26 protein-coding genes are annotated in these 23556 nt (G+C 63.3%); 12 read left to right on the top strand and 14 right to left on the bottom strand.

Features of this window, described 5'->3' with window-relative positions; genetic code table 11:
- Positions 1 to 142 precede the first annotated feature (142 nt).
- Positions 143 to 574, bottom strand: coding sequence for a CBS domain-containing protein (locus NKI97_RS23870; protein ID WP_023674810.1), 432 nt, complete (start codon positions 572 to 574; stop codon positions 143 to 145).
- Positions 575 to 674: 100 nt separating this feature from the next.
- The gene (locus NKI97_RS23865) at positions 675 to 1442 is read right to left on the bottom strand and encodes a rhomboid family intramembrane serine protease (RefSeq protein WP_352614202.1); all 768 of its coding nucleotides are present in this window, start codon (positions 1440 to 1442) and stop codon (positions 675 to 677) included.
- 392 nt (positions 1443 to 1834) lie between these two features.
- Here NKI97_RS23865 and NKI97_RS23860 point away from each other — a divergent pair, with 392 nt between their 5' ends.
- The 3 genes from NKI97_RS23860 to NKI97_RS23850 all read left to right on the top strand — a co-directional run bounded on the left by NKI97_RS23860 (position 1835) and on the right by NKI97_RS23850 (position 4069).
- The gene (locus NKI97_RS23860) at positions 1835 to 2473 is read left to right on the top strand and encodes a PAS domain-containing protein (RefSeq protein ID WP_023674809.1); all 639 of its coding nucleotides are present in this window, start codon (positions 1835 to 1837) and stop codon (positions 2471 to 2473) included.
- Positions 2474 to 2590: 117 nt separating this feature from the next.
- Complete coding sequence (locus NKI97_RS23855; RefSeq protein WP_352541383.1) at positions 2591 to 3208, top strand: PilZ domain-containing protein; 618 nt, start codon at positions 2591 to 2593, stop codon at positions 3206 to 3208.
- A gap of 261 nt (positions 3209 to 3469) precedes the next feature.
- A complete protein-coding gene (locus NKI97_RS23850; protein WP_352836918.1) occupies positions 3470 to 4069 on the top strand; it encodes a transglutaminase-like cysteine peptidase in 600 nt (199 codons plus the stop codon).
- Positions 4070 to 4790: 721 nt separating this feature from the next.
- On the opposite strand, the gene NKI97_RS23845 is transcribed toward NKI97_RS23850, so the two are convergent.
- Positions 4791 to 5687: a LysR family transcriptional regulator gene (locus NKI97_RS23845; protein WP_352541384.1), complete on the bottom strand. Its 897-nt coding sequence runs from the start codon at positions 5685 to 5687 to the stop codon at positions 4791 to 4793.
- A 96-nt stretch (positions 5688 to 5783) separates the two neighbouring features.
- On the opposite strand from NKI97_RS23845, the gene NKI97_RS23840 reads away from it, so the two are divergent.
- Positions 5784 to 6971: an MFS transporter gene (locus tag NKI97_RS23840; protein ID WP_352683360.1), complete on the top strand. Its 1188-nt coding sequence runs from the start codon at positions 5784 to 5786 to the stop codon at positions 6969 to 6971.
- 30 nt (positions 6972 to 7001) lie between these two features.
- Positions 7002 to 7748 (top strand): SDR family oxidoreductase, encoded by a 747-nt coding sequence (locus tag NKI97_RS23835; RefSeq protein WP_352541386.1) that lies wholly within the window; start codon positions 7002 to 7004, stop codon positions 7746 to 7748.
- 57 nt (positions 7749 to 7805) lie between these two features.
- On the opposite strand, the gene NKI97_RS23830 is transcribed toward NKI97_RS23835, so the two are convergent.
- Both NKI97_RS23830 and NKI97_RS23825 read right to left on the bottom strand, forming a co-directional pair.
- Positions 7806 to 8333, bottom strand: a complete 528-nt coding sequence (locus tag NKI97_RS23830; RefSeq protein ID WP_352772653.1) for a gamma carbonic anhydrase family protein — start codon at positions 8331 to 8333, stop codon at positions 7806 to 7808.
- An 18-nt stretch (positions 8334 to 8351) separates the two neighbouring features.
- Positions 8352 to 8696 (bottom strand): DUF6949 family protein, encoded by a 345-nt coding sequence (locus tag NKI97_RS23825; protein WP_254817711.1) that lies wholly within the window; start codon positions 8694 to 8696, stop codon positions 8352 to 8354.
- Between the two features lie 119 nt (positions 8697 to 8815).
- Between NKI97_RS23825 and NKI97_RS23820 the strand changes: the two genes are divergently transcribed.
- On the top strand, positions 8816 to 9547 hold the full coding sequence (locus NKI97_RS23820; RefSeq protein WP_352451111.1) for a hypothetical protein: 732 nt from the start codon (positions 8816 to 8818) through the stop codon (positions 9545 to 9547).
- A 264-nt stretch (positions 9548 to 9811) separates the two neighbouring features.
- Here the strand turns inward: NKI97_RS23820 and NKI97_RS23815 are convergent, their stop codons facing one another.
- Both NKI97_RS23815 and cysE read right to left on the bottom strand, forming a co-directional pair.
- A complete protein-coding gene (locus tag NKI97_RS23815) occupies positions 9812 to 10015 on the bottom strand; it encodes a DUF3126 family protein (protein ID WP_023674799.1) in 204 nt (67 codons plus the stop codon).
- A gap of 211 nt (positions 10016 to 10226) precedes the next feature.
- Positions 10227 to 11075, bottom strand: coding sequence for a serine O-acetyltransferase (gene cysE / locus NKI97_RS23810; RefSeq protein WP_352836907.1), 849 nt, complete (start codon positions 11073 to 11075; stop codon positions 10227 to 10229).
- A gap of 159 nt (positions 11076 to 11234) precedes the next feature.
- On the opposite strand from cysE, the gene NKI97_RS23805 reads away from it, so the two are divergent.
- Positions 11235 to 11849 carry an HD domain-containing protein gene (locus tag NKI97_RS23805; RefSeq protein WP_352451112.1) on the top strand — a complete coding sequence of 205 codons (615 nt, stop codon included), beginning with the start codon at positions 11235 to 11237 and terminating at the stop codon, positions 11847 to 11849.
- Between the two features lie 42 nt (positions 11850 to 11891).
- Here the strand turns inward: NKI97_RS23805 and NKI97_RS23800 are convergent, their stop codons facing one another.
- From NKI97_RS23800 to NKI97_RS23785, 4 genes are all read right to left on the bottom strand, one after another.
- Positions 11892 to 12263 (bottom strand): hypothetical protein, encoded by a 372-nt coding sequence (locus tag NKI97_RS23800; protein ID WP_352472741.1) that lies wholly within the window; start codon positions 12261 to 12263, stop codon positions 11892 to 11894.
- 136 nt (positions 12264 to 12399) lie between these two features.
- Complete coding sequence (locus NKI97_RS23795; RefSeq protein ID WP_352836904.1) at positions 12400 to 13167, bottom strand: alpha/beta fold hydrolase; 768 nt, start codon at positions 13165 to 13167, stop codon at positions 12400 to 12402.
- A 20-nt stretch (positions 13168 to 13187) separates the two neighbouring features.
- A complete protein-coding gene (locus tag NKI97_RS23790) occupies positions 13188 to 13751 on the bottom strand; it encodes a DUF192 domain-containing protein (RefSeq protein WP_352451115.1) in 564 nt (187 codons plus the stop codon).
- Positions 13752 to 13770: 19 nt separating this feature from the next.
- A complete protein-coding gene (locus NKI97_RS23785) occupies positions 13771 to 14367 on the bottom strand; it encodes a cold-shock protein (protein ID WP_502893739.1) in 597 nt (198 codons plus the stop codon).
- A gap of 215 nt (positions 14368 to 14582) precedes the next feature.
- Here NKI97_RS23785 and gloA point away from each other — a divergent pair, with 215 nt between their 5' ends.
- Positions 14583 to 15023 (top strand): lactoylglutathione lyase, encoded by a 441-nt coding sequence (gene gloA / locus NKI97_RS23780; RefSeq protein WP_023674793.1) that lies wholly within the window; start codon positions 14583 to 14585, stop codon positions 15021 to 15023.
- Between the two features lie 78 nt (positions 15024 to 15101).
- A complete protein-coding gene (locus NKI97_RS23775; RefSeq protein ID WP_352836901.1) occupies positions 15102 to 15395 on the top strand; it encodes a DUF2218 domain-containing protein in 294 nt (97 codons plus the stop codon).
- A gap of 8 nt (positions 15396 to 15403) precedes the next feature.
- On the opposite strand, the gene NKI97_RS23770 is transcribed toward NKI97_RS23775, so the two are convergent.
- On the bottom strand, positions 15404 to 15976 hold the full coding sequence (locus NKI97_RS23770) for a DUF1697 domain-containing protein (RefSeq protein ID WP_352836899.1): 573 nt from the start codon (positions 15974 to 15976) through the stop codon (positions 15404 to 15406).
- Positions 15973 to 17229 (bottom strand): threonine ammonia-lyase IlvA, encoded by a 1257-nt coding sequence (gene ilvA, locus NKI97_RS23765; protein ID WP_352836897.1) that lies wholly within the window; start codon positions 17227 to 17229, stop codon positions 15973 to 15975. Before ilvA ends, NKI97_RS23770 begins: the two co-directional genes overlap by 4 nt.
- Positions 17230 to 17357: 128 nt before the next feature.
- Between ilvA and NKI97_RS23760 the strand changes: the two genes are divergently transcribed.
- The 3 genes from NKI97_RS23760 to NKI97_RS23750 all read left to right on the top strand — a co-directional run bounded on the left by NKI97_RS23760 (position 17358) and on the right by NKI97_RS23750 (position 21225).
- Positions 17358 to 18752, top strand: a complete 1395-nt coding sequence (locus tag NKI97_RS23760) for a hypothetical protein (RefSeq protein ID WP_352836894.1) — start codon at positions 17358 to 17360, stop codon at positions 18750 to 18752.
- A 103-nt stretch (positions 18753 to 18855) separates the two neighbouring features.
- The gene (locus NKI97_RS23755) at positions 18856 to 19929 is read left to right on the top strand and encodes an alpha/beta hydrolase (protein WP_352836891.1); all 1074 of its coding nucleotides are present in this window, start codon (positions 18856 to 18858) and stop codon (positions 19927 to 19929) included.
- 132 nt (positions 19930 to 20061) lie between these two features.
- Positions 20062 to 21225, top strand: a complete 1164-nt coding sequence (locus tag NKI97_RS23750; RefSeq protein WP_352637012.1) for an alpha/beta hydrolase — start codon at positions 20062 to 20064, stop codon at positions 21223 to 21225.
- Between the two features lie 256 nt (positions 21226 to 21481).
- Here the strand turns inward: NKI97_RS23750 and ade are convergent, their stop codons facing one another.
- The gene (ade, locus tag NKI97_RS23745) at positions 21482 to 23293 is read right to left on the bottom strand and encodes an adenine deaminase (RefSeq protein WP_352836888.1); all 1812 of its coding nucleotides are present in this window, start codon (positions 23291 to 23293) and stop codon (positions 21482 to 21484) included.
- Between the last annotated feature and the right edge of the window lie 263 nt (positions 23294 to 23556).

Below are 23556 nucleotides of genomic sequence, written 5' to 3'. Positions count from 1 at the left end.
TGTGCAACTTCGCTAGTGCAAACCGCCAAAAGAGACAAGCGCAAAGCCGCAGGCCGCCGACGCGGCACAGGCCCGCACCTGCCGCGATGAACTGCGATAGCAGCTTGAAAAATCGACCTGCCGGCAACCCGGCCGCCGTCACCTATGCCGTGGCGATATAGGCCCTGATCTCCTCGGCCTCGCGCTCGACATCCTCGATGCGCCGCTTGACCACGTCGCCGATCGACACGATGCCGTCGAGCAGCCCGTTCTTTTCCACCGGCAGATGGCGGAAGCGGCCCTTGGTCATGATCTCCATAACCTCGTTGACGGTGTGGTTCTCATTGCAGATCTTCACCTTGGGCGTCATCGCCGAGCGGACGGCAAGGTCGAGCGCCGCCGCCCCCTCCTTGGCGAGAACCCGCACCACATCGCGCTCGGAAAGAATGCCGACGATCTTGTGATCGCCGTTGGTGATGACCAGCGCGCCGATCCTGTGTTCGGAAAGCATGCGGATGGCTTCGCTGAGCTTTTCGTTCGGCCCGAGCGTCACCACGTCGTGGCCTTTTGCCTCGAGAATTGCCTTAACAGTCATGGCGTCCTCCTCTGCATTTCCTGCCGGCTCCTGCCCTGGCCGGCTTGCCCTGGGATGAGCATGGTGCGCCGCGAACGGTTGCATTTCAAGTGCGGCCGTCTCAGGTCTCCGGCTCGTCCGCCTGCCGGGGCACCTGCTCTCGCCGATCAAAAAACCGCAGGCCGAAAAAGCCGGCAAGAAAGCCGCCAATATGGGCTTCCCAGGCGATCTGGCCGTCAATGCCAGGCGCCAGGCCGAAGAGGCCGGTCGCGAGGTTGATCACCATCCACATGGCGAGAAAGGTGACGACGCCGCGCGAGCGCAGCACCGCCGCCATCGGCAAAGGCTGGCCGGCGAAGGCGGCCTTGCCCGACGATCGGTCGATGCGGAAGCCGTAGCGTGCCGCCGCGCCCATCATGCCGGAAATCGCGCCGGAGGCGCCGACCAGCGGCGCCTCGCCAAGCGGGTGCATGGCCCAGAACAGCGCCACCGCCGCCAGTCCAGTCGCGGCGAAGAACAGGCTGAAGCGCAGCGCGCCGAAGCGGTTGGCCAACGGTGAGCCGAAGGCCGCGAGCCACACCATGTTGATGGCAAGATGGGCAAAGCCGCCATGCAGGAAGGCATAGGTAAAGGGGCTCGAAAACGCGAAGAAATCCAGATCGAAGCGGCCCGAATAGCGGATGGGGACAAAGGCAGCCCGGACAAGCAGTTCGAAATCCTGGTCGTCGGTCAGCCAATAGACCCGGATCAGATGGACCGCGACGCAGATGCCGATCACCGCCAGCACCACGGGCGGCAGGTTGAACACCGGTTCGCGGCGCTCCGGTTCGCGGGCGACAGGCCCGCTCTCGCCCTGCTCGATCTCCGGTGGGCTTTCTGGGTCGCTCATATGGCTTGCACTCAGTCGCTGGATTGGACTTGGCGAGCATGTAGATCACGGCCAACCGAATCACAAACGGCGAATCAGCAGCCCCGAATCAAAAAAGAAGCCGTCCAAGGTTTCCCTTGAACGGCTGGTCGAGCCCCCTTGCTCCCCCTGAACTCTTGACTGAAGTGCTGCCGATCGTCGCAAAACGACCGCGTCTGGAGTGGTTTTGGTGTGCCACAGGCCTGGCCGGCGCGCAACGTAAACCAGTTGTTAACCTTAACCGCCCCGACCCGTGAACAAGTATTAACGATGCTGGCACGCATCCTGCTCGGCAACGCATGTAGGTCTTCGGAGGGCGCCCTTCTGTTCACCGATGGGACATCAGAAGACAGAATGCGCGGAGCAGCATTAGCATGAACCAGACCGGATCGATCACGCTGTTCCATTATTGGAACCGGTTGCGTGACGGACGCCCTGCCCCGAAGCGCTCGGAAGTCGAACCCGCCGACATCAAGTCGCTGCTGGCCGACACGTTCATCCTGGAAAAGGACACGCGCGGCGAAGCGGTGTTCCGGCTCGCCGGCACCAGGCTCTGCGCGGTCTATGGCCGCGAACTCAAGGGGTTTTCATTCCCTTCGCTGTGGCGCGAGAAGGACCAGCGGCTGATCTCGAAGCTGACCGATGGCGTCTTCGACCTGAAATCGGTGGTGCTCATCACCTATGAAGGTTTCAGCCGCAGCGGCCGTTCCAACAGGTTCGAGCTGCTCGCGCTGCCGCTCGACGGCGGTGTCGAGAGCCCGCGCTGCCTCGGCGTGATAAGCGCCGTCGAAAAGCCCTTCTGGCTGGGCGCCGACCCGGTTCTCGACGCCTTGATCGATTCGATCCGCGTCGTCGATCCCGACAAGGAGCCGATGTTCCCGGGGAACCGTCCGGCGATCGAGGTTCCCTCGCTCGCCCCATCGGAATTCGACCCGCCCGAGACGATTTCGGCGCTCGGCCAGGCCCGCCGCATCCGTCACCTGGTCGTCTTCGACGGCGGACGCGAGGAATGATGCCCAAAGCTTAAAGCAACAGCGCCGGGCTTTCCCCTTTGTTAACCTGCTTTGTTGTAGTTTTCCGCTGAAATTCCCCGCATCCATGCGCGGAATGGCGAACGGGGTATGGCAGTGATGAGGTCAGCGGCGGTCGACCATGCGCCGTCCCAAGCTGAAAGGCGTAACTTTCAGCGCGTCCGCGTGAAAATTTACGGACGCTTCATGCTGGAAGACCGCACCGAACATCCCTGCCAGGTGGTCGACATGTCGCCCGGCAACGTCGCGCTGCGCACCGAGCGCGCCGGCCTGGCGGGCGAAAAGGTCATTGCCTATATCGATCACATCGGCCGCATCGAAGGCGTCATCACCCGCACCCTGCAGGATGGCTTTGCGATGACCGTCATCGCGTCGGACCGCAAGAGGGACAAGCTCGCCGCGCAACTGACCTGGCTTGCCAACAAGCACGAGCTCGACCTGCCGGAGGACCGCCGCCATGAACGCGTTGCGCCGCGCAACCCGACGAGCGTGCTGCAGCTTGCCGACGGACGCCAGTACCAGTGCCGCATCATCGACCTGTCGCTGTCGGGCGCGGCGATCGAGATCGACGTCAAGCCGGCCATCGGCGTCCAGGTGACGCTGGGCACCATGCGCGGCCAGATAGTGCGGCATTTCGAAGATGGCGTCGCCATAGAGTTCGCCGTCATCCAGCGGCCGGAAACGCTCGATACCGAATTCAGCTCATCGCGCGGCTGACGCGGAAGCGTTAGCACTATCGGGAAGAGAGGCTGGCGATCCTTCGCGCCCCCTCTGTCCCGCCATCCCAGTTGTTCGAACGGTGCGACGAAGCATGGGAACATGCCCGGCTGGAATCCTTAAACAATTCTATATTCAATTGCGTCAAATTTTATGTTTATTCTATTGGCGTTTTACTTAATGTCTACTTCGCGCTTTTGCGTCAAATAAATCCAGCCGTGTCATTGTCTCCTCAAACGGGGAGACTGAATAATGAACAGGATGAGGGGCAAGCTGTTGCTGGCGGCAATAGCGATGCAGCTTTTCGGTTGGGGGACTGTAAACGCGGCGGAGCCGGCCTTCATGCACACCGGCGGCCGCACCACGCAGCCGGTCGGACACTACGAAATGTGCCAGCAGCTTCCGCAGGAATGCAATCAGAGAACGCCTGGCCGGGCACCCGTCGAGCTGACCCGCAAGCTGTGGGCGACGATCGTCAAGATCAACAATTCGGTCAACAGCAGGGTCGCGCCGCGCACCGACATGGAAATGTGGGGCAAGGAGGAAGTCTGGTCCTTTCCCAATAGCGGCTTCGGCGACTGCGAGGACTATGCGCTGGAAAAGCGCCGCGAGCTGATGAGCATCGGCGTGCCGGCCGGCGATCTGCTGATGACGGTGGTGCGCCAGCGCAATGGCGACGGCCATGCGGTGCTGACCGTGCGCACCAGCCTTGGCGAGTTCATCCTCGACAATCTCCAGCCCAAGGTGCTGTCCTGGACCAATACCGGCTACACCTACCTGAAGCGCCAGTCCGAGCGGAATTCCGGCGCCTGGGTGACGATCAACGACGGCCGCTCCGACGCGGTCGCCAGCGTCCGCTGAGGACGCCAAGGCATGTCGCCCAAAAGCGCGTAGCGGTTTTGGGATAACGACATGCATAAAACAGAGGTTAAGTGCGTCGCATGACTTCGCGCTTTAGGAGAAACCCGGTCGAGTCCCCACCCTCCCCGTCCCCAACGACCGGGTTTAAGGAGCCGGCCCCGTCCCCGGGCCGGCTCCACCATTTTTGGGGAGCGTTTCGGACATCCGGACAGACAGCGGCTATCTTCCACGAAACTCTAGAGCCAAGCAGTTCTCATGATGCCAGTGACATCAGAGACCGCGATCCTAAGCGACACAGTGGGAAGCAGTATCCTTTTTGTGGTTCTCTCCTCGGCCACATTCTACTGCGTTCGTGAACTCGTGTCTGCGTGGAGAACAGGCTCCATTCGGTCAAAAACTGGACTCGTTCTGCGAAGCTCAGATCTTCTGATTTTCCGGCGGCTGGTTCGCGCGATCGCCTTCGCAGTTGCTTTACTTACACTTTGCCTTTTTGCTGTCACCGCCGAACTTATGCGGCATATGTTCGGTATCAGCGAGCTGCGGGTGGGAGCGGCAATCGCTGTCTTAACTCTCTTTTTTCTGGTGGCTTTGGCTGCCAAGTTTAGTCGATGAGAAGCGCCGGTTACAGTTATCTCGGCTTTGCCTCCAACTGCGCTTCGTCATCCAAGCTGTCTCACGATCGTTTGTGGGATACGAGCTGCCGTTTGCCGTCGAAACGCTGTTACTTGCCCCTGATACGGAACGCGTCGACAAAGGCGGAAAACGCCGGAGAGGGATGGCGCCGGCTTGGATAGTACAGGTGGTAACCCTGGAACGTTGGGCACCATTTGGTCAGGACTTCCTGGAGAAGGCCACTCTCAATGTGAGGAAGGACGAGTTCGCGCGGCAGATAGGCCAAGCCCACTCCGTCAAGCGCGGCCTGGATCGCCGGCCCCATGTTGTTAAGCGTCAGTTGTCCCTCGACCCGAGCATTGAACTCGCGCGCTCCTTCCCGCAATTCCCAGGCATAGACCGATCCTGACGTCGGCAGCCGGTAGTTGATGCAGTTATGGTCGGTCAGCTCCTGCGGCGTCTCCGGCGGTGTCCGGTGGGCGAAGTAATGGGGTGAGCCGACCACAGTGTAGGTCACGTCGGCTCCGATGCGCACGGCTACCATATCCCGGGCAATGGACTCGCCCAGACGCACGCCGGCATCGAACTGGCGCTCGACGATGTTGGTGAAGGCGTTGTCGACCACCAACTCGACATTGATATCGGGGAAGTCGCTCAGGAACTTTGGCAGCCGGGCGCGGAAGACAATGTCGACCGAATCATCGGTGCACACCAGGCGAATGTTGCCGGACGGCCTGTCGCGAAGGACGCCGAGAGCGCTGACCTCAGCCGCGATGCCTTCGAAATGCGGTTCGATGCCTTCCTTGAGGCGTTGACCGGCCGCCGTCGGGGCCACGTCGCGCGTGGTGCGAGACAGAAGACGGACGCCAAGCCGCGACTCCAGCGACTTGATGGTGTGGCTAAGGGCCGAAGGAGTGACCCCGAGCTTGGCGGCTGCTCGGGTGAAGCTCCGCGTCCGGGTGATCTCCAGGAACGCGCGCATTTCGGCGAACTCGTCTCGTGGCATTGATGAGCCTCATTCACAACCACATCAAAATTATACCCGCTAGTCGCATTTGGCCAGCCCGACTACTTAGTTCGGGAACGGACAGGAGACTGCCTTATGACCATCGATTTCGTGCTGGACGAGGCCACTGCTGCTGACAGCGGGACGACCCCATGGTCTGCGGTGGTCTGCCTGTCGCTGCTGACCTTCCTTCTGGTCGGTCTGGAGTTCCTCCCGGTGAGCCTGCTCACCCCGATCGCTCAGGATCTGGCCGTCTCCGAGGGTCAGGCAGGCCAGGCAATCGCGGTATCCGGATTCTTCGCCGTGGTTACCAGCCTCTTCGGCAACTCGCTGTTGCGAAACGTCGATCGACGGACGGTGGTTCTGGTCTATACGGCAGTGCTGGCCGCATCGAGCCTGGCGGTGGCGCTTGCTCCCAACTTCCTGGTCTTCCTGGCCGGGCGGGCGCTGGTGGGCATCGCGATCGGCGGTTTCTGGTCACTGTCGACGGCCATTCTGGCCCGCCTGGCCGCGGGACCCGACCTGCCCAAGGCCATTGCCTTGCTCCAGGGTGGCACTGCCTTCGCATTGGTGATCGCCGCGCCCGTCGGCAGCTTCCTCGGATCGCTGATCGGATGGCGGGGAACGTTTTTCGTCACTGTCCCCATCGGCCTTGCGGCGCTCGTGTGGCAGTTGGCCGTTCTCCCGAAGATGCCGCCGATAGAGATCGCCTCGGTGTCGAGCATGTTCGGCCTGCTGCGGAATCGCAGATTCGCCATCGGCATGGGCGCGACCGGGCTCGCTTTCATCGGGCAGAACGCGCTCTCGATCTATCTGCGGCCGTTTCTGGAAAACGTGACGGGCCTTGAGGTCAACACCCTCTCACTGGCTCTATTGGGCGTCGGCCTCGGTGGCGTGGCGGGACTGTCGATTGTCGGCTTCATACTCCGGCGGCACCTCACAGCCGTGCTGATCGGGCTGCCGAGTGCACTCGCGGTCTTCGCTCTACTGCTGATTGCCTTTGGACCGTTTGCACGCGCCACGGCCGGCCTGCTGGTTCTTTGGGGACTGTTCGCTACCCCGATCCCGGTGGCGTGGAACACCTGGATGAGCACGCTCATCCCTGAAGACCTGGAGGCCGGGGGCGGACTCCAGGTCGCCCTGATCCAGTTCGCGATCGCAGGCGGCGCTATTGCAGGAGGCCTGCTGTTCGACGTGGCCGGCTGGTGGAGCGCCTTCCTTCTCGCCGCCGTCCTGCTCACGGGATCGGCCTTGCTCGCCGCCTCGGCCGGCCCCCGCACCTGAACTCTTTCAATTCTTGTCAAGGAGAATCTCATGTCCGAAGGAATCGAGAACAAGGTCGTCGTCATCACCGGTGCCAGCAGTGGCCTCGGTGAAGCGACGGCACGCCATCTTGCCGCACGAGGCGCTTCCGTGGTCCTGGGTGCACGGCGGTCACACCGCATCGACGCCCTTGTCCAGGAACTGACCGCCGCTGGGCACAAAGCCAAGGCCGTTACTACGGACGTCACCGACGCCGGCCAGGTCCAGAACCTGGTGAACACGGCGGTCCGGGAATTCGGCCGCATCGACGTGATGCTCAACAATGCGGGCCTCATGCCGTTGGCCCCGCTCGAACGGCTCAAGGTCGACGAATGGGACCGGATGATCGACGTCAACATCAAGGGCGTCCTTTACGGCATCGCGGCCGCGCTTCCGTACATGAAGGAGCAGCGATCGGGGCACATTATCAATGTCTCGTCCGTATACGGCCATGTGGTCGACCCGGGTGCGGCGGTCTATTGCGCCACCAAGTTCGCGGTGCGTGCGCTATCCGAGGGTCTGCGGAAAGAGGTGAAACCCTACAATATCCGCACCACGGTGATCTCGCCGGGCGCTGTCAGCACAGAGTTGCTCGAGCATATCAGCGAGAAGGATATCCAGCAGGGGACCAGGGACTTCGTGAGCAAGATCGCCGTGGGGCCAGATACGTTTGCCCGAACGGTCGCCTTCGCGATCAACGAGCCCGACGACGTCGATATCAACGAGATCTTGTTCCGGCCGACCGCCCAGCCGGTTTGACTTGGAAGGGGTTATGCTTCGGTATCTCAAGGCCCGGCTTCGCCATTTACGGGTCGGCTAGACCTTCCTCAGCCCCGCCCTGAACCGCCTGCCGTTTGCCACATAATGCGCGGCCGAGGCGCGCAGCCTGGCGACTGCGGCCTCGTCGAGCATCCTGACGACGCGCGCGGGCGAACCGACGATCAGCGAATTGTCGGGAAATTGCTTGCCTTCGGTGACCAGCGCGCCGGCACCGACCAGCGAGTTGTTGCCGATCTTCGCCCCATTCAGCACGATGGCGCCCATGCCGATCAGGCTGTTGTCGCCGATCGTGCATCCGTGCAGCAAGGCACGGTGGCCGATCGTGCAGCCTTGGCCGACGGTCAGTGGAAAGCCGGCGTCGGTGTGCATGATTGTGTGCTCCTGCACGTTTGTGTCGGCGCCGACGACGATCGGCTCGTCGTCGCCGCGGACGACGACGCCGAACCAGAAGCCGGCATTGCGGCCAATCCTGATATTGCCGATCAGCGTGGCATCGGGCGCGATCCAGTTGCTGTCGGCGTCCTCGAAGGCGGGCGCTTTTCCGTCAATCGCGTAGATCGGCATTGCTGTCTCCAGATCGTCTCACACCGACAAGCTGCCAGACCCTAGAAGCGAAGCCGCCCAGGACGCAATGGCGATCACCACCATCCCCAGCGCCAGCGCCCAGATGGTCGCCGTACAGCCGCAGGAGATCAGCCCCAGCACCGAGATGCGACGCTCGCGCCAGGCGTCCAGCGCCTCGTTGGCGAACATCAGCGGCCCGGCGCAAGCCGTCGCGGCGAGTGAGCGCAGCATGTGCTTCGACGATACATAGGGCTGGACGAAGGCAAGCCTGCGGCCGGCGATCAGCTCCATCGCCGATCCGGCCAGGCCGCAAGCCGTCAGCCCAGCCATAAAACTGAATATGATTTGTTCGACCGGGCCCATCTTTACCCTCCGTTTACCATGAAATCGCACAGTCGCCCGCAAAGCTGCGAAGCAAGAGCCGTGCCGCGCCGAGATGTGCCGTTCAGGTACACCCGATGGGACGGCAAACGAGGGTCGCGATGAAGCAGGCAGCCGCCACTGAGGGCCCGCAACTCAGCGTCGTCGATTCGACGCTGATGAGGCGGGTGTTTTATGCATTCGCGACGCTGGCGCTGCTTTCGGTGGCGATCAGCCTCGGCGGCAAATGGTTCGGCCGCTCGATCGCCATGGCCGGGTACACCGACGAAACCACGGTCCACAAGGTCGTCATCGGCAACAACGTCATCGCCGTGCCGGCCAATGTCATCCGCTTTGCCCAGGCCCGGCGCGACGGCATCGCCTCGCGACTCGACCTCTATCTGCGCTATCCCGAGATGGACGGCTACAGCGAGGCTGCCCGCAACGACTTCAACCACACCGGACCCAGCAAGGACATCGTCTTCCTGTCGTTCGAGCCGCAGATGATGTCGCGCGACATGAGCGGCCGCTTCGCGCCGATCTACAGCGCGCTGATCGCCAGGCCGGGTACGCCCGGCCCTGGCGGCACCACGCTTTACGCCTTCAGCGAAAAATCAGGCTATCTCAACGAAGTGCTGGCGGTCGCCGATCGCCCCGGAAAGGATCCGTTCGTCGCACGCTGCCTGAGCGGCCCGAGCTCGGACGAATCGCTGGCGCCCTGCGAGCGCGACATCCTGGTCGGCGACAATCTCAGCCTTACCTACCGCTTCCCCCGGGAATTCCTGGGCGACTGGCAGGGGCTCGACGCGGCGATTTCTGCCGAAGCAGCGCGTGTGCTGAAGACCGGGCGGTAAGCAACGAAACGAGCCGTTCCGTAGCGATCCTTCGCGCCCCTCTCTGTCCTGCCGGACATCTCCCCCACGAGGGCGGAGATCGGCCGTCATCTTGGCTTTCGCCAATCTCCAATGTTGCAGTAAGAGTGCAGCGCCGAGGCTGCCAATCTCCCCCAGGTGGGGGAGATGGCCGGCAGGCCAGAGGGGGGCGCTGTCCCACCGGCGTCCTGCAAGGTTCCGTACCGCCGCAGCACTTGAGGCGTAGCGGCCAGCTAAACTCCCAGCTCAGGCCAGATCGATGTCGAGGATCGCCATCGAGAAATTATAGTCCCCATCGTCCTCGTCCTTGAAGACGATGCCGAGGAACTCGTCGCCGACATAGACCTCGGCCGAATCTTCCTTACGCGGCCGCGCCTTCACTTCGAGTTTAGGGTTCTGGAAGGTGCGCTTGAAATAGGCGTCCAGCTTTCTGATTTCGTCCGGCTTCAACAGTCTTCTCCGATCGTCGCTTGCTAAAGTGCGTCGCGTCTGAAGAGACGATGCGACGCGCTTTAAATCTTGCTTCATGCATGTCGCTATCCCAAAAACCGCTGGGCACTTTGGGCGACATGCATTGGTGAGCGCGCTTCTGGCACGTCGACAATGGCCATGTAAAGGCAAGCCGGCATGGGGGGCAGGAATTCAGCCCCTGCCCGAGCACTCAGATGTCGAAGCTGACGACGTGGTCCATCGTCTGCGATGGCAACAGCTGGTCCATCTGCCGCGAAGGCTGGTCGCAGCCGGTCTCGCCGACGACGCGGGCCGGCACGCCGGCAACCGTCTTGTTGTGCGGTACCGGCGACAGCACCACCGAGCCGGCCGCGATCTTCGAGCAATGGCCGATCTCGATGTTGCCGAGGATCTTGGCGCCGGCGCCGATCAGCACGCCGTAGCGGATCTTGGGATGGCGGTCGCCGCCGGCCTTGCCGGTGCCGCCCAGCGTCACGCCGTGCAGGATCGACACGTCGTCCTCGATCACCGCCGTCTGGCCGACGACGAGGCCGGTGGCGTGGTCGAGGAAGATGCCCTTGCCGATGCGGGCAGCCGGATTGATGTCGGTCTGGAACACCGAGGACGACCGGCTCTGCAAATACAGCGCGAAGTCCTGGCGGCCCTGGTTCCACAGCCAATGCGCCAGCCGGTGCGTCTGGATGGCGTGAAAACCCTTGAAGTAGAGCACCGGCATGAGGAAGCGGTCGCAGGCCGGATCACGGTCGTAATAGGCCTGGATATCGACGCGCACCGTCGTCGACCAGTCCTTGTCGTCGGCCGCCATCGCCTTGAACGTCTGGCGGATGAGGTCGGAGCCGATGTCCTGATGGGCGAGGCGCTCGGCCAGCCGGTGAATGACCGCTTCTTCCAGGTTTTCCTGATTGAGGATGGTCGAATAGAGGAACGCCGCCAGCAGCGGATCGCGGTTGACCGCTTCCATCGCTTCGTCGCGGATCGAACGCCAGATCGGATCTACCGGCTGCACCCTGGTGGGACGGGAAATCGTAACGCTGTTCATCTGATGTCTCCGGCCATCCAATGTCTCGGCCATCCAATGTCTCGGTTGGCGGCTTGCCTATTCTCCGGCCGCACCTATAAGCCAGATCATAGCACGGGTGAACTCAATTTTCCTTAGTGCTTCGTGAAATGGATTTGGTTGGCGGAATTTCAAGCAGCCATGGAAAACGCAACCTTGATGGACGAGACCCTGAAGCGCGAGCTTTCCGCGCTCTATGAGGCCGAAGACCGCCACTACCATGACCTTGGCCACATCGAGGCGACGCTGGCGCTGGCCAATGATTACAAGGCGTTGTTGCATGATCCTGAAGCAGTCGAGGCAGCGATCTGGTTTCACGACGCGATCTACGACAGCCGCGCCAAGGACAATGAGGCGAGGAGTGCCGCACTTGCCGAGGAAAAGCTCGCCGGTCGCGCCGATGCACAACGCCTCGGCCACATCGCGGCGATGATCACTGCCACCGCCGGCCACGAATTGCCGCCCCTTGGCGACCAGCATTCGGTTCGCGACGCGGCGCTGTTCCTCGACATGGACCTGGCGATCCTGGGTGCTGCGCCCGACGTGTTCGACGCCTACGAGCAGGCGGTCCGCCGCGAATATCAGTGGGTCGATGAGCCGATGTGGCGGGCCGGCCGTGCCGCAGTGCTAGAGGGCTTCCTCGCGCGTCCGCATATCTTCCACAGCGAGGAATTCCGCCGGCGCTTCGAAACCCAGGCCCGGCATAACATGGCGCGCTCGCTCAGGGCGTTGGGGCACAGCCCGCGCCGATCGTAGCCCGACGCGTCGGCCACTTGCGTCCGGAAGATTTGCCCGAAATCACGTAAACGCGCCTATGGTCGATGCCATGGCCCACAGCATAAACACCCCGGCGGCAAGCGACGCGCCGTTGACCACGATGCCAGCCAGGCCGAGCAAACGATTGTCGTTTGGACGACCCAGCGCCATCAGCCCGAAGACCGCGCCGGTAAGATGCGCCAATGGCCCGACCAGGAAAAATACCGCCATGAAGAAGCCTGTCACACTGTGCTGGATAAGCACGGACGCGTCGCTCGGCATTGCCATCAACGCGGTGATCGCCATCGCGCCTGCCACCAATGCAGCCAGCGCTAGAACAACGGACCATTCGCCGAACCTGCTTTTCGCAACGACGCCCAGCAAAGCGGCGTCGCTTCTTCCCCATTGTGCCATCGTACCCTCTGCCCCTCGTTCAGCGCGTGGCGGGTTTGAACCGATCCACGCGTCACGCTTAGTTACCCCGGTATCGTTGCAAAACCGCTAAGAACCCCAGCTTCAGGCCCAATGGCCGCTTTTGGGGAGCCATCCGTCAAAACCGATGCTCGGCATAAAACTCCAGCACGCGCTGCTTGAAGGTCTTGTCGCCGACCGCCAGCATGTGGTCGCGACCTTCGATGTGAAACGCCCTGGCGCTCGGCATCAAGGCGGCGAGCTCATCCGGCGAGCCGCCGATGTCGTCCTTGGTGCCGACGGCGATCAGCGTCGGCTGGGCAATGCGGGCAAGATCGGCCTCGCTCAGCAATTCGCGGGAGGTGGCGATGCAGGCAGCGAGCGCCCGGCGATCGCTGCGGGTCTGATCGGCGAAGGCGCGGAACGAGCGGCCGCGCGGATCGCTGGTGCCTGCCGGATCGTCGGCCAGAAGGGCGTCGGCTATCGGATCCCAGTCGCCGACGCCGTCGACCATGCCGATGCCGAGACCGCCGAAGACCAGCGTCGCCACCTTGTCCGGGTCGGAGAGCGCCAGGAAGGCCGATATGCGCGCGCCCATCGAGTAACCCATGACATGAGCGCGTTCGATGCCGAGATGGTTCAAAAGCGCTGCCGCGTCCGACGCCATTTTTGCCGGCGTGTAGTCGGCTTCGTCATAGCTCTTCGACGACGAGCCATGGCCGCGATTGTCGAAGGCGATGGCACGGTAGCCGGCATCGTTCAGCGTCTTGAACCAGCCGGGCGACACCCAGTTGACGTAGTGGCTCGAGGCAAAGCCGTGGATCATCAGCACCGGATCGCCCTGCCCCGATGCCGGCTGGCGGTCAAGGAAAGCAAGGTCGAAACCGTCATGGGAGAAGAACTGCATCGGCCGAAGATCCTGCCCGTTCAGTCGGAATCGACATTCGGCGCATCGCCCTTGTCGGGCGGCGGCATGGCCGGCCCCGGCGCCGTGCCGATGGCCGGATGGCGCAGCAGGTCGCCGTCCTCAATGCCCTTTTTGGCGGCCGTGCCCGCCTTGAGCTCGAGCACGAAGCGCACCGGTTCGTCCGGCGAGATGATCGCCTCCGACTGCGGCTCGCCTTGCCTGATCGCCCGGATCCGGCCGTCCTGGCCGACGAAGATCAGGTCGAGCGGCATCGGCGTGTTCTTCATCCAGAAACTCACATCCTGCGGCGCGCCGAACACGAACAGCATGCCGTGATTGTCGGCCATGTGGCGGCGGAACATCAGGCCGGCTTCGCGCTCGGCGGGCGTGTCGGCGATTTCCACGGAAAAAGAACGCTCGCCGGCCTTCGTCACCGCGACCAGCGGCGCCGGGTCGACGGGAAGGATCATCGCCTTGCCGTCGGCGGAACTCGGTTGCTGAAAATAGAAGAAGGCGCTTGCGGCGACGATGAGGAAAATCCCGGCGCAGAGCGCGCCCGCCGTCAGCCGGTTCCTGTGAGCCATATGAAATCCTCGGCCGGAACTAATGCGAGACCGGCAAGGTACCCATATCGGGGTGAATTTCGGCAGCCATAAGGCCTTTGTCGCCGCGCCCGAAGCGGACCAGCACCACCTGGCCCGGCCGGAGTTCGGTGATGCCGTAGCGGCGCAGCGTCTCCATGTGGACGAAAATGTCCTCGGTGCCCTCGCCCCGGGTCAGAAAGCCGAACCCCTTGGTGCGGTTGAACCATTTTACCAGCGCCCGTTCGAGGCCGCTTTCCGGCGTCACCGCGACATGAGTGCGCTGCTCCTGCATCTCCGCCGGATGCACCGCCGTGGTGACATCCATCGAGAGCACGCGGAAGGCCTGCAGCCCGCGCTCGCCCTGCTTGACCAGGCAGACGACACGGGCGCCTTCCAGGGCGGTCTGAAAACCGTCCTTTCGAAGGCATGTCACATGGAGGAGGATGTCGCCCGAAGTACCATCATCGGGAAGGATGAAACCGTAGCCCTTGGCCACGTCGAACCATTTGATGGCGCCGGCGATTTCGACGAGATCGGCCGTATCGGCGCTCTCATCCCGCTTCAACGCATCGTTACCGGCCCCGTCCCGCCCCATGAAAGAGGCCTTTTCCCCCATAAGAACGCCCCCTTTTTTCAACAAACACCGCAACTGATTCTTGGTATCAGATTAACACCGCGGCTTCCGGTGTGTGCAAGACCTGACGTGCCTTTTTTCACGGTTCCGTACAGGAATAGCGGATTTGCCGTTTGCCGGCGCCGGCAAACGTGGCCAATTGCCCTTTGGCCGGGCCACCCCTATGTTGCGCCGCAACGCAACATAAGGAGGAAATCATGCGCTATCTGCACACCATGGTCCGCGTCGCCGACATCGATGCTTCGCTCGATTTCTACTGCAACAAGCTTGGCCTCAAGGAAGTGCGCCGCCATGAAAACGAGCAAGGCCGCTACACGCTGATCTTCCTCGCCGCCCCCGAAGACGAGCAAAGCGGCATCAGCGAGAAAGCGCCGCTGGTCGAGCTGACCTACAATTGGGACCCGGAAGACTACAAGGGCGGCCGCAATTTCGGCCATCTCGCCTATGAGGTCGACGACATCTACGCCACCTGTCAGCGGCTGATGGACAATGGCGTTACCATCAACCGGCCGCCGCGCGACGGCAACATGGCGTTCGTCAAATCGCCGGACGGCATCTCGATCGAGCTTTTGCAGAAAGGCCCGGCCAAGCCCAAGGCCGAACCGTGGGCCTCGATGCCGAACACCGGCAGCTGGTAACCGATCACGCCATCTTGAACGGACGCAGGCGGGCCCTGGTTCGGTTTTCGCGTCAGCATTCCCAAGGAGAATTCATTCATGCCGGCCAGCCATGTCGACGTCGCCACCGAACATGCCAGCCGCTATCTGCAGCAGCTGTGCAAACATTGGGCGCACAAGTTTCCCGTCGAATTCGACCCGAACGACGGCACCATCGATCTGACGCTCGGCCGCACGGTTCTCGATGCCGACCCGGCTGCGCTGCACATTGCAGTGACGACCGATGAAGCCGGCTCGCTCGAGCGCCTGGAAACGGTCGTCGCCGAGCACATCAAGCGCTTCGCCTTCCGTGAAGAGCTGGCATTCGACTGGAAACGCGCTCCGGCCGCGTAGACGACCTGTCAACCGCCGGCCTGGGCCATGTCCAGCAGCATCAGCACGGTGCGCCAATTGCGCGCCGTGCCCGGCACCTTCAGAACGCGCGGAATGAGATTGGCAAACACCGATTTGCCGAGCCCGTCAGGCGCATGCAGGTAGAGCACGTCGCCCTTGATCTCGAAGCGTTCGGGCCCGGTGCATTTTTCCGCCAGCCGGGCGACCTCCTCGGCGGTCGGCCGGCGCTCCAGCGCATAGGCATGCAGCTTGGTCGGCTCGCCGGCCACTTCCGGATAGGGATTGTCCGCCGCCAGCCGCTCGAGCCAGCCGAGATCGCGCACCATGATGCGTGAATGGAACCCCCATTTCTTCTCGAATTCCGCTTCCAACCGCTTGGTCAGCGTCGCCGCATCGCCATCTGGCGACCGGAACACGGCGTTGCCGCTCTGCACATAGGTGGCGACATCGGAGAAGCCGAGCTGCTCGAAAAATGACCTGAGTTCCGCCATCTTGACGATGCGGTTGCCGCCGACATTGATGCCGGAAAACAGCGCGATAAAAACGTTCGCCGGAGCGTTCGGAAGATCGTTGCTGCTCATATGATGAACCCGGCGAGCGTCTCGTTGTCTGTGATGTCCTGGTAATGGACGCTCTCGGCGTCGAAATTCGCCTTGAGCAGGTCGAAATTGCGGCGGTCCTTGGTTTCGATACCGATCAGCACCGAACCGAAATTGCGCGCCGATTTCTTCAGATATTCGAAGCGGGCGATGTCGTCGTCGGGACCCAGCAATTCGAGGAAATCGCGCAGCGCGCCGGGCCGTTGCGGAAAGCGGATGATGAAGTATTTCTTCAAGCCCTCGAAGCGCAGCGCCCGTTCCTTCACATCCGGCAGCCGCTCGAAATCGAAATTGCCGCCCGACACCACGGCGACGATGGTCTTGCCCCTGATTTCCTTCCTGGAAAAATCCTTGAGCGCATCGATCGCCAGCGCGCCGGCCGGCTCGAGCACGACGCCCTCGACATTGAGCATTTCGATCATGGTTGCGCAGAGCCGGTTTTCCGGGATCAGCCGCACGGTGTCGGCGGCAAACTCCCTGAGGTGGCGCAGCGGCTCGCGGCCGATCTCGGCCACCGCCGCGCCGTCGACGAAATTGTCGACCTTGGCGAGCTTGACCCGCTTTCCGGCGGCGAGGCTCTCGCTCAGGCTCGGGGCGCCGGCCGGCTCGCAAAAGACGAAACGTGTTTCTCGCTGCTGGTCGGCGAAATAATGGGTGACGCCGGCGGCCAGGCCGCCGCCGCCGACCGGCAGCATGACGATATCAGCCATGCGCGCACCGGGCATCTGGCCTGATATCTCGTAGGCGACGGTCGCCTGCCCTTCGATGATGTCCTTATGGTCGAACGGCGGCACCATGTGTGCGCCGGCAGTTTCGGTGAATTCGAGTGCGGCGCGGTAGCAGTCGTCGAAGAAATCGCCGACCAGCCTGATCTCGACGAATTCGCCGCCGAACAGCCGCGTCTTGTCGATCTTCTGCTGCGGCGTGGTCACCGGCATGAAGACGACGCCCCTCTTGCCGAAATGGCGGCAGACGAAGGCAAAGCCCTGCGCATGATTGCCGGCCGAGGCGCAGACGAACAGCTCGGCCTGATTGCCGGCGGCGAGCGTCTTGCGGAAGAAGTTGAAGGCGCCGCGGATCTTGTAGGAGCGCACCGGCGTCAGGTCCTCGCGCTTCAGCAGCACCCGCGCGCCGGTTTTCTTCGACAGATAGTCGTTTTCCTGCAGCGGCGTTTCCGGAAAGATCTCGCGGATCGCCGCAGCGGCAGCAGCGACGCGAGAGGAGAAACTGGTCATGGCACGAGCACCCCACAGGCTACGCGAGTTCGGTCCCGCTATTGCATATCTGGCCTCGTGAAGCCATTGTCCGGCCGCCCCGAAGGGGCATTTCCGGAATCAACGTAAGCATTTGGGGGCGTTTGCTCATGCCTGTCGCATCGGTTGCCCAGAAAACCGTGTCGCTGCCGGAGTTCGGCGAGCCGACGGTGATGCCGCTGGTTACGCGCGCCACCTATGAGGCCCGTATCGCGGCGCTGGTCGCACTTGGCCGGTTCGATGTCTTCGTCGTCTATGGCGACCGCGAACATGCGGCCAATGTCGCCTACCTCTGCGGCTACGATCCGCGCTTCGAGGAGACGCTGCTGGTCATCGTTCCCGGTAAGCCGCCGAAACTGCTGGTCGGCAATGAGGGCTGGGGCTATGCCGAGATCTGCGACGGGCCGTACGAGCGCGTGCTCTACCAGACGTTTTCGCTGCCGGCGCAGCCGCGCGACCGCTTGCAAGCGCTGGCCGACATCCTCGTCGATTGCGGCCTGAAAGCCCGCCAGCGCATCGGCGCCATCGGCTGGAAGCCGTTCGGCCCCGGCGATGCGGGTTTTGGCGAAACGACGCTCGACCTGCCGTCCTTCATCGCCGACACGTTGCGCAGCCTTGCCGGCGATAGGGGCGTGATCGTCAACGCGGCGAACCTTTTGATGAACCCTGCCGACGGCCTGCGCGCGATCAACGAGGCCGACCAGCTGGCCGCGTTCGAATTCGCCGCGACCTATTCCTCGCAAGGCCTGCGCAATGTCCTGCAAGGCATCGAACCCGGCATGACCGAATTGCAGGCGGCGCGGCTGATGGGTATCAACGGCCTGCCGCAATGCTGCCAGCCGATGCTGTCGGCCGGCAGGCGGGCGGCCTATGGCCTGCCGAGCCCGCGGCTCGAAATCATCAAGCGCGGCGACCCGATCACCATGGCCTATGGCATCCAGGGCTCGCTCAATGCCCGCGCCGGTTTTCTGGTCGAGGACGCGGCCGAGCTTCCGAGGGGCATCCAGGACTATGTCGAGAAGCTGGTCGCGCCCTATTTCTGCGCCGTCGTCGACTGGTACGAGACGGTCGGCATCGGCGTTCCCGGCGGCGCGTTGTGGCAAGCGGTGCACGACCGCATCGGCGATCGGTTCTTCGGCGTAGCGCTTAACCCCGGCCATCTCATCCATATCGACGAATGGATGCATTCGCCGGTATTTTCCAGCTCCGACATCAGATTGAAGTCGGGCATGGCCTTGCAGGTCGACATCATCCCGGCGACCGGCACCGATTATTTCACCACAAACATCGAGGACGGCATCGCGCTGGCCGACGAGGCGCTGCGCGAAGAGATCGCCGCGCGCTATCCCGAAGCCTGGCGCCGCATCGAGGCGCGCCGCGCCTTCATGACCGACGTGCTCGGCATAAGGCTGAAGCCGGAAGTGCTGCCGTTTTCCAACATTCCGGCGTTCCTGCCGCCGTTCTGGCTTTCGCGCAACAGTGCGATGGCAGTCGCGAGGCGCTGAGCGCATTTCGGCGCCTGCGACTTACTTCCGCCGCACTTGGCCTGTCCGGGAGGTGCGGCGGAGGTGGATGGGCCTTTGGTCAGGCCGGAGTGGAATTGCTTAAGTGCCCTTGAAGAAGATTTGCATCATTGTCCTTGCCGCGCTGCTCGCCGGCTGCGGCGGCCGCCAAACCGAGGAACTGCTCGGCAGCGCCATGATGGCGGTGCCGGTGACGGAAATCGCCGGCAATCACTCGATCTTCATCGCCACGACGCGCAAGCGCTCCGACGATCCCAACAAGGTCTTCGACGGCGAGCGCTCGGCGACGCTGAACTATGCCCGCGTCAACGTCACCGTCCCCGGCATCCACAAGACAGGCCAGATCGAGCGGCGCTCACGCGGCAAGTCGGACGATCCGGCCAAATACTTCATGGCTTCCGAGGTCGTCGGCTACGACACCCAGCCGAAATTCTCCAGCGCGCTCAGTGCCGACATCGCGGCGCGCGGCGGCCGTGTCATGGTCTTCGTCCACGGCTACAACACCGGCTTCGACGACGCCGTCTACCGCGTCACCCAGATCACCCATGATTCCGGCTATCCGGGCACGCCGGTGCTGTTTTCCTGGGCGTCGGGCGCCAAGACCACCGACTACGTCTACGACAAGGAAAGCGCCAGCGTTGCCCGCGACCAGTTGGAAGTGACGCTGAGAATGCTGGCGCAGACCGGCGCGCGGCGCATCGACATCGTCGCCCATTCGCTGGGGACCTGGGTTACCATGGAGGCGTTGCGCCAGCTCGCCATCACCGGCGACCGTGATCTGGGCGGCAAGCTCGGCGACGTCGTGCTGGCCTCGCCCGACATCGACGTCGACGTGTTCAAGAGCCAGATGCGCCGCTACGGCAAGCCGGACAAGCCGTTCATCCTGCTGCTCTCCGACGACGACCGGGCGCTGCGGCTCTCCGGCCTGATCGCAGGTGCGCGGCCGCGCGTCGGCGACTACAAGAACGCCGCCGACCTCGCCAGCTATGGCGTGTCGGTCGTCGATCTCTCCAGCGTCAAGGGAACCGACCGCTTCAACCACACCAAATTCGCCGATAATCCGGAATTGGTGCAGTTGATCGGCCAGAAGCTGCGCGAGGATGACGGGTTTGCCAGCGACCGCGAAGTGACAGACCGCATCGCCTCGGTCGGACAATAGCTGCATTGCGCGGCAGCGACCGTTGACCATTGCCGCACCATCGGAACAGTTTGAACTGGACCGTGCCGGCCTCTGCCTCTATCGAATAGGCCAAGACGTCTCCGGCTCGACGTCGCCTTTGCGGGAGCCCGCGTGATCGTGCCTTCGAAGATCTTTCTCGTCGTTGCGTTCGCGCTCGCGGTTACCGGCTGCGCCGGCCAGAACACGCACGATCTGCTCAACAAGACGACGATCATCGTGCCTGCTTCGGACATTGCGGCGACGCACAAGATCTTCGTCGCCACAACCCGGCAAAAGGCAATGAAAGAGCCCCGGCAGGTGTTCGACGGCGACCGTTCGCCGACCACCAGCTTTGCCAGCGTCGAGGTGACGGTGCCCAAAATCCACCAGCTCGGCGCCATCGAGCGGGTCAAGGGCTCGGCCAACAGCAATCCGGCGAAGGATTTCACGGCGACCGGCGTCACCTTCTACGAAGGCGCCCCGCAATTCGCCAAGGCGGTCGGCGCCGACATCGCCATGCGCGGCGACCGCGCGCTGGTTTTCGTGCACGGCTTCAACAACGGCTTCGACGACGGCATCTACCGGCTGACGCAGATCGCGCATGACACGAAATACCCAGGAACGCCGGTGCTGTTTTCGTGGGCGTCGAGCGGCAAGACGACCGGCTACATCTACGACAAGGAAAGCGCCAATGCGGCGCGCGACGATCTCGAAGCGACGCTGCGCATGCTCGCCAAGAGCCGCGCCAAGAGCATCGACATCATTGCCCATTCGATGGGGACCTGGGTGACCATGGAAGCATTGCGCCAGCTTGCCATCACCGGCGACCGCGACCTCGGCGGCAAGCTCGGCTACGTCATCCTGGCCTCACCCGACATCGACGTCGACGTGTTCAAGAAGCAGATGATCCGCTACGGCAAGCCCGACAAGCCGTTCGCCGTGCTGCTTTCGGGCGACGACCGGGCGCTCAGGCTGTCGACCCTGATCTCTGGCGACAAGCCACGCGTCGGCGATTATGGCGACGCGGCCGACCTCGCCAGCTATGGCGTCTCGGTGGTCGACCTGACCAAGACCAAGGGCGGCGACCGGCTGAACCACGCCAAATTCGCCGACAACCCGTTCCTGGTGCAGCTGCTCGGCGACCGCCTGCGCGCGCCGGCCGGCCTTGCCTCCGAAGAGACCGCGCCGGCCCAGCTCGACAATCTCGGCCAGGGCCTCGGCAAGGCCGTCGGTTCGGTCGCCGAAATCGTCATCACCACGCCGTTCAAAGTGCTGACCATCGCCACCGGCGGGTGAGCCGACCTCTGCTGCCAATCACGCCGGTGATTGGCAGCTGTCAACAAAAACGCTCTGCAGCGATCCTTCGCACCCCCCTCTGTCCTGCCGGACATCTCCCCCTCTAGTGGGGAGATTGGCCGCCACTTTCGGCTTTCGCCAATCTCCAACTCTGACGAACAACGCGCTGTCGACGAAACTGCCAATCTCCCCCCTTGAGGGGGAGATGTCCGGCAGGACAGAGGGGGGCGCTGTCCCTCCAGGGTTCAGTGATTCTTCAAACGAACAAATCAACCTTCTGAAAAGTCGTCACGTCGATAAGGCCGACGTCGGAAATCCTGAGCTCGGGGATGACGACCAGCGCCAGCAACGAGTGCTGCATGTAGGCGTTGTTGAGCGAGCAGCCCATCTGGCGCATGGCGTCGCTGAGTTGGTCCGCCTTGGCGGCGACGATTTCCGCCCGCTCGTTGGACATCAGCCCGGCGATCGGCATTTCGACCAGCGCCAGCTCCTTGCCCTTGGAGAACAGCACGACGCCGCCGCCGACCTCGCCCAGCCGGTTCACCGCCAATGCCATGTCCTGCTTGTTGGTGCCGACGACGATGATGTGGTGGGCATCATGCGCCACGCTCGAGGCCATGGCGCAGTCGCCGATATAGCCGAAGCCGGAGACGAAGGCGTTGGTGACGCCGCCGGTGCCCTTGTGGCGCTCGACCAGCGCGATCTGGCAGACATCGTTGCGACGGTCCATGGCGACCAGCCCGTCCTCGACGGCAAGATCGACCTCCAGCGCCCGCGTCGGCGCCTGATTCTCGATGACGCCGATGACCCGCACCCGCACCTCGTTGGCGCCCAGGGGTGCGGCGATGTCGAAATCGCCGGCCTTGAGCTTCCTGCCGAGCTTGACGGTGTTCTTCGCCGTCCGCGGATAGTTGTAGGCCGGAATGTCGATTTCGAGCTTGCCGCCCTTGGCCAGCCTGACGCCGCGGCCATAGACCTCGTCGATGGTCATTTCGGCGAGGTCGGAGACGATCAGCAGATCGGCGAGCCGTCCCGGCGCGATCGAGCCGATCTCGCGCTCCAGCCGGAAATGCTGGGCGGTGTTGAGCGTCGCCATCTGGATCGCCGTCACCGGCTTCAAACCCTGGCTGATGGCGTGGCGCACGACCCGGTCCATATGGCCTTCGTGCACCAGCGTGCCGGAATGACTGTCGTCGGTGCACAGGATGAAGTTGCGCGGGTCGAGCCCGCTCTCCGTCACCGCCTTGATCTGCGAGGCCACATCATACCAGGCCGAGCCCAGCCGCAGCATTGCCTTCATGCCCTGGCGGACGCGGGCGATGGCGTCCTCGGCGCGCGTGCCTTCGTGATCGTCCTCGGGGCCGCCGGCGACATAGCCGTGGAACGGCAGGCCGAGATCGCGCGAGGCATAATGCCCGCCGACCGTCTTGCCGGCCCTCACCGTCGCGGCGATCTCGCCCGACATCACCGGATCGTTGGCGGCGACGCCGGGAAAATTCATCACCTCGCCGAGCCCGATGATGTTTTCCCAGCTCATCGCTTCGGCAACGTCGGCGACGGTCAGCTCGGCGCCGGCATGCTCCAGCCCCGGTGCCGAAGGCACGCAGGACGGCATCTGCACGAGTACGTTGACCGGCATGGCGACGGCCTCGTCATGCATCAGCCGCACGCCCGGCAGGCCGAGCACATTGGCGATCTCATGCGGATCGATGAACATTGAGGTGGTGCCGTGCGGGATCACCGCGCGGCAGAATTCCGTCACCGTCACCATGCCGCTCTCGACATGCATATGCGCGTCGCAAAGCCCCGGCACCAGATAGCGGCCGCCGGCATCGACCACCTTGGTGCCCTGGCCGATGGCATGGCCGGCGTTCGGGCCGCAATAGGCAAAGCGGCCGCCGGCAATGGCGATGTCGGTGCCGGCGATGATCTCGCCCGAATGGACGTTGACCCAGCGCCCGTTGCGGATGACGAGATCGGCGGGCTTGCGGCCCATGGCGACATCGACCAGATGCGTCGCCATCTCGGCCCAGGGTTTTGGTTTCGTCGCATTGGCGGTCTTCGGCATCAACAGGCTCCTCTTTGCCCGACTGTGCCAAGCCGCGAGGATTTTGACCAGCGAGGAAGCGAGGGTCGACAGCGAAACTGCCGATCTCCCCCCAAGCGGGACCCAAAGTGGGGGGAGATGTCGCCGAAGGCGACAGACGGGTCGCGCGCCGACCTCTCAAGACCTGGGTTCCTCGCCCACCGCGAAGCGGGGGAGAGGTGGGCGCGCAACCGCCGGCGCGGGGGCCGGTAGTAGTGCGGCCGGGGCCGCGCCCCCGGGGGGGG

Origin of the sequence: Mesorhizobium sp. M0296, from assembly GCF_040321675.1 — a bacterium.
Taxonomy (GTDB): domain Bacteria; phylum Pseudomonadota; class Alphaproteobacteria; order Rhizobiales; family Rhizobiaceae; genus Mesorhizobium.
This window is presented reverse-complemented; position numbering and strand designations above follow the sequence as displayed.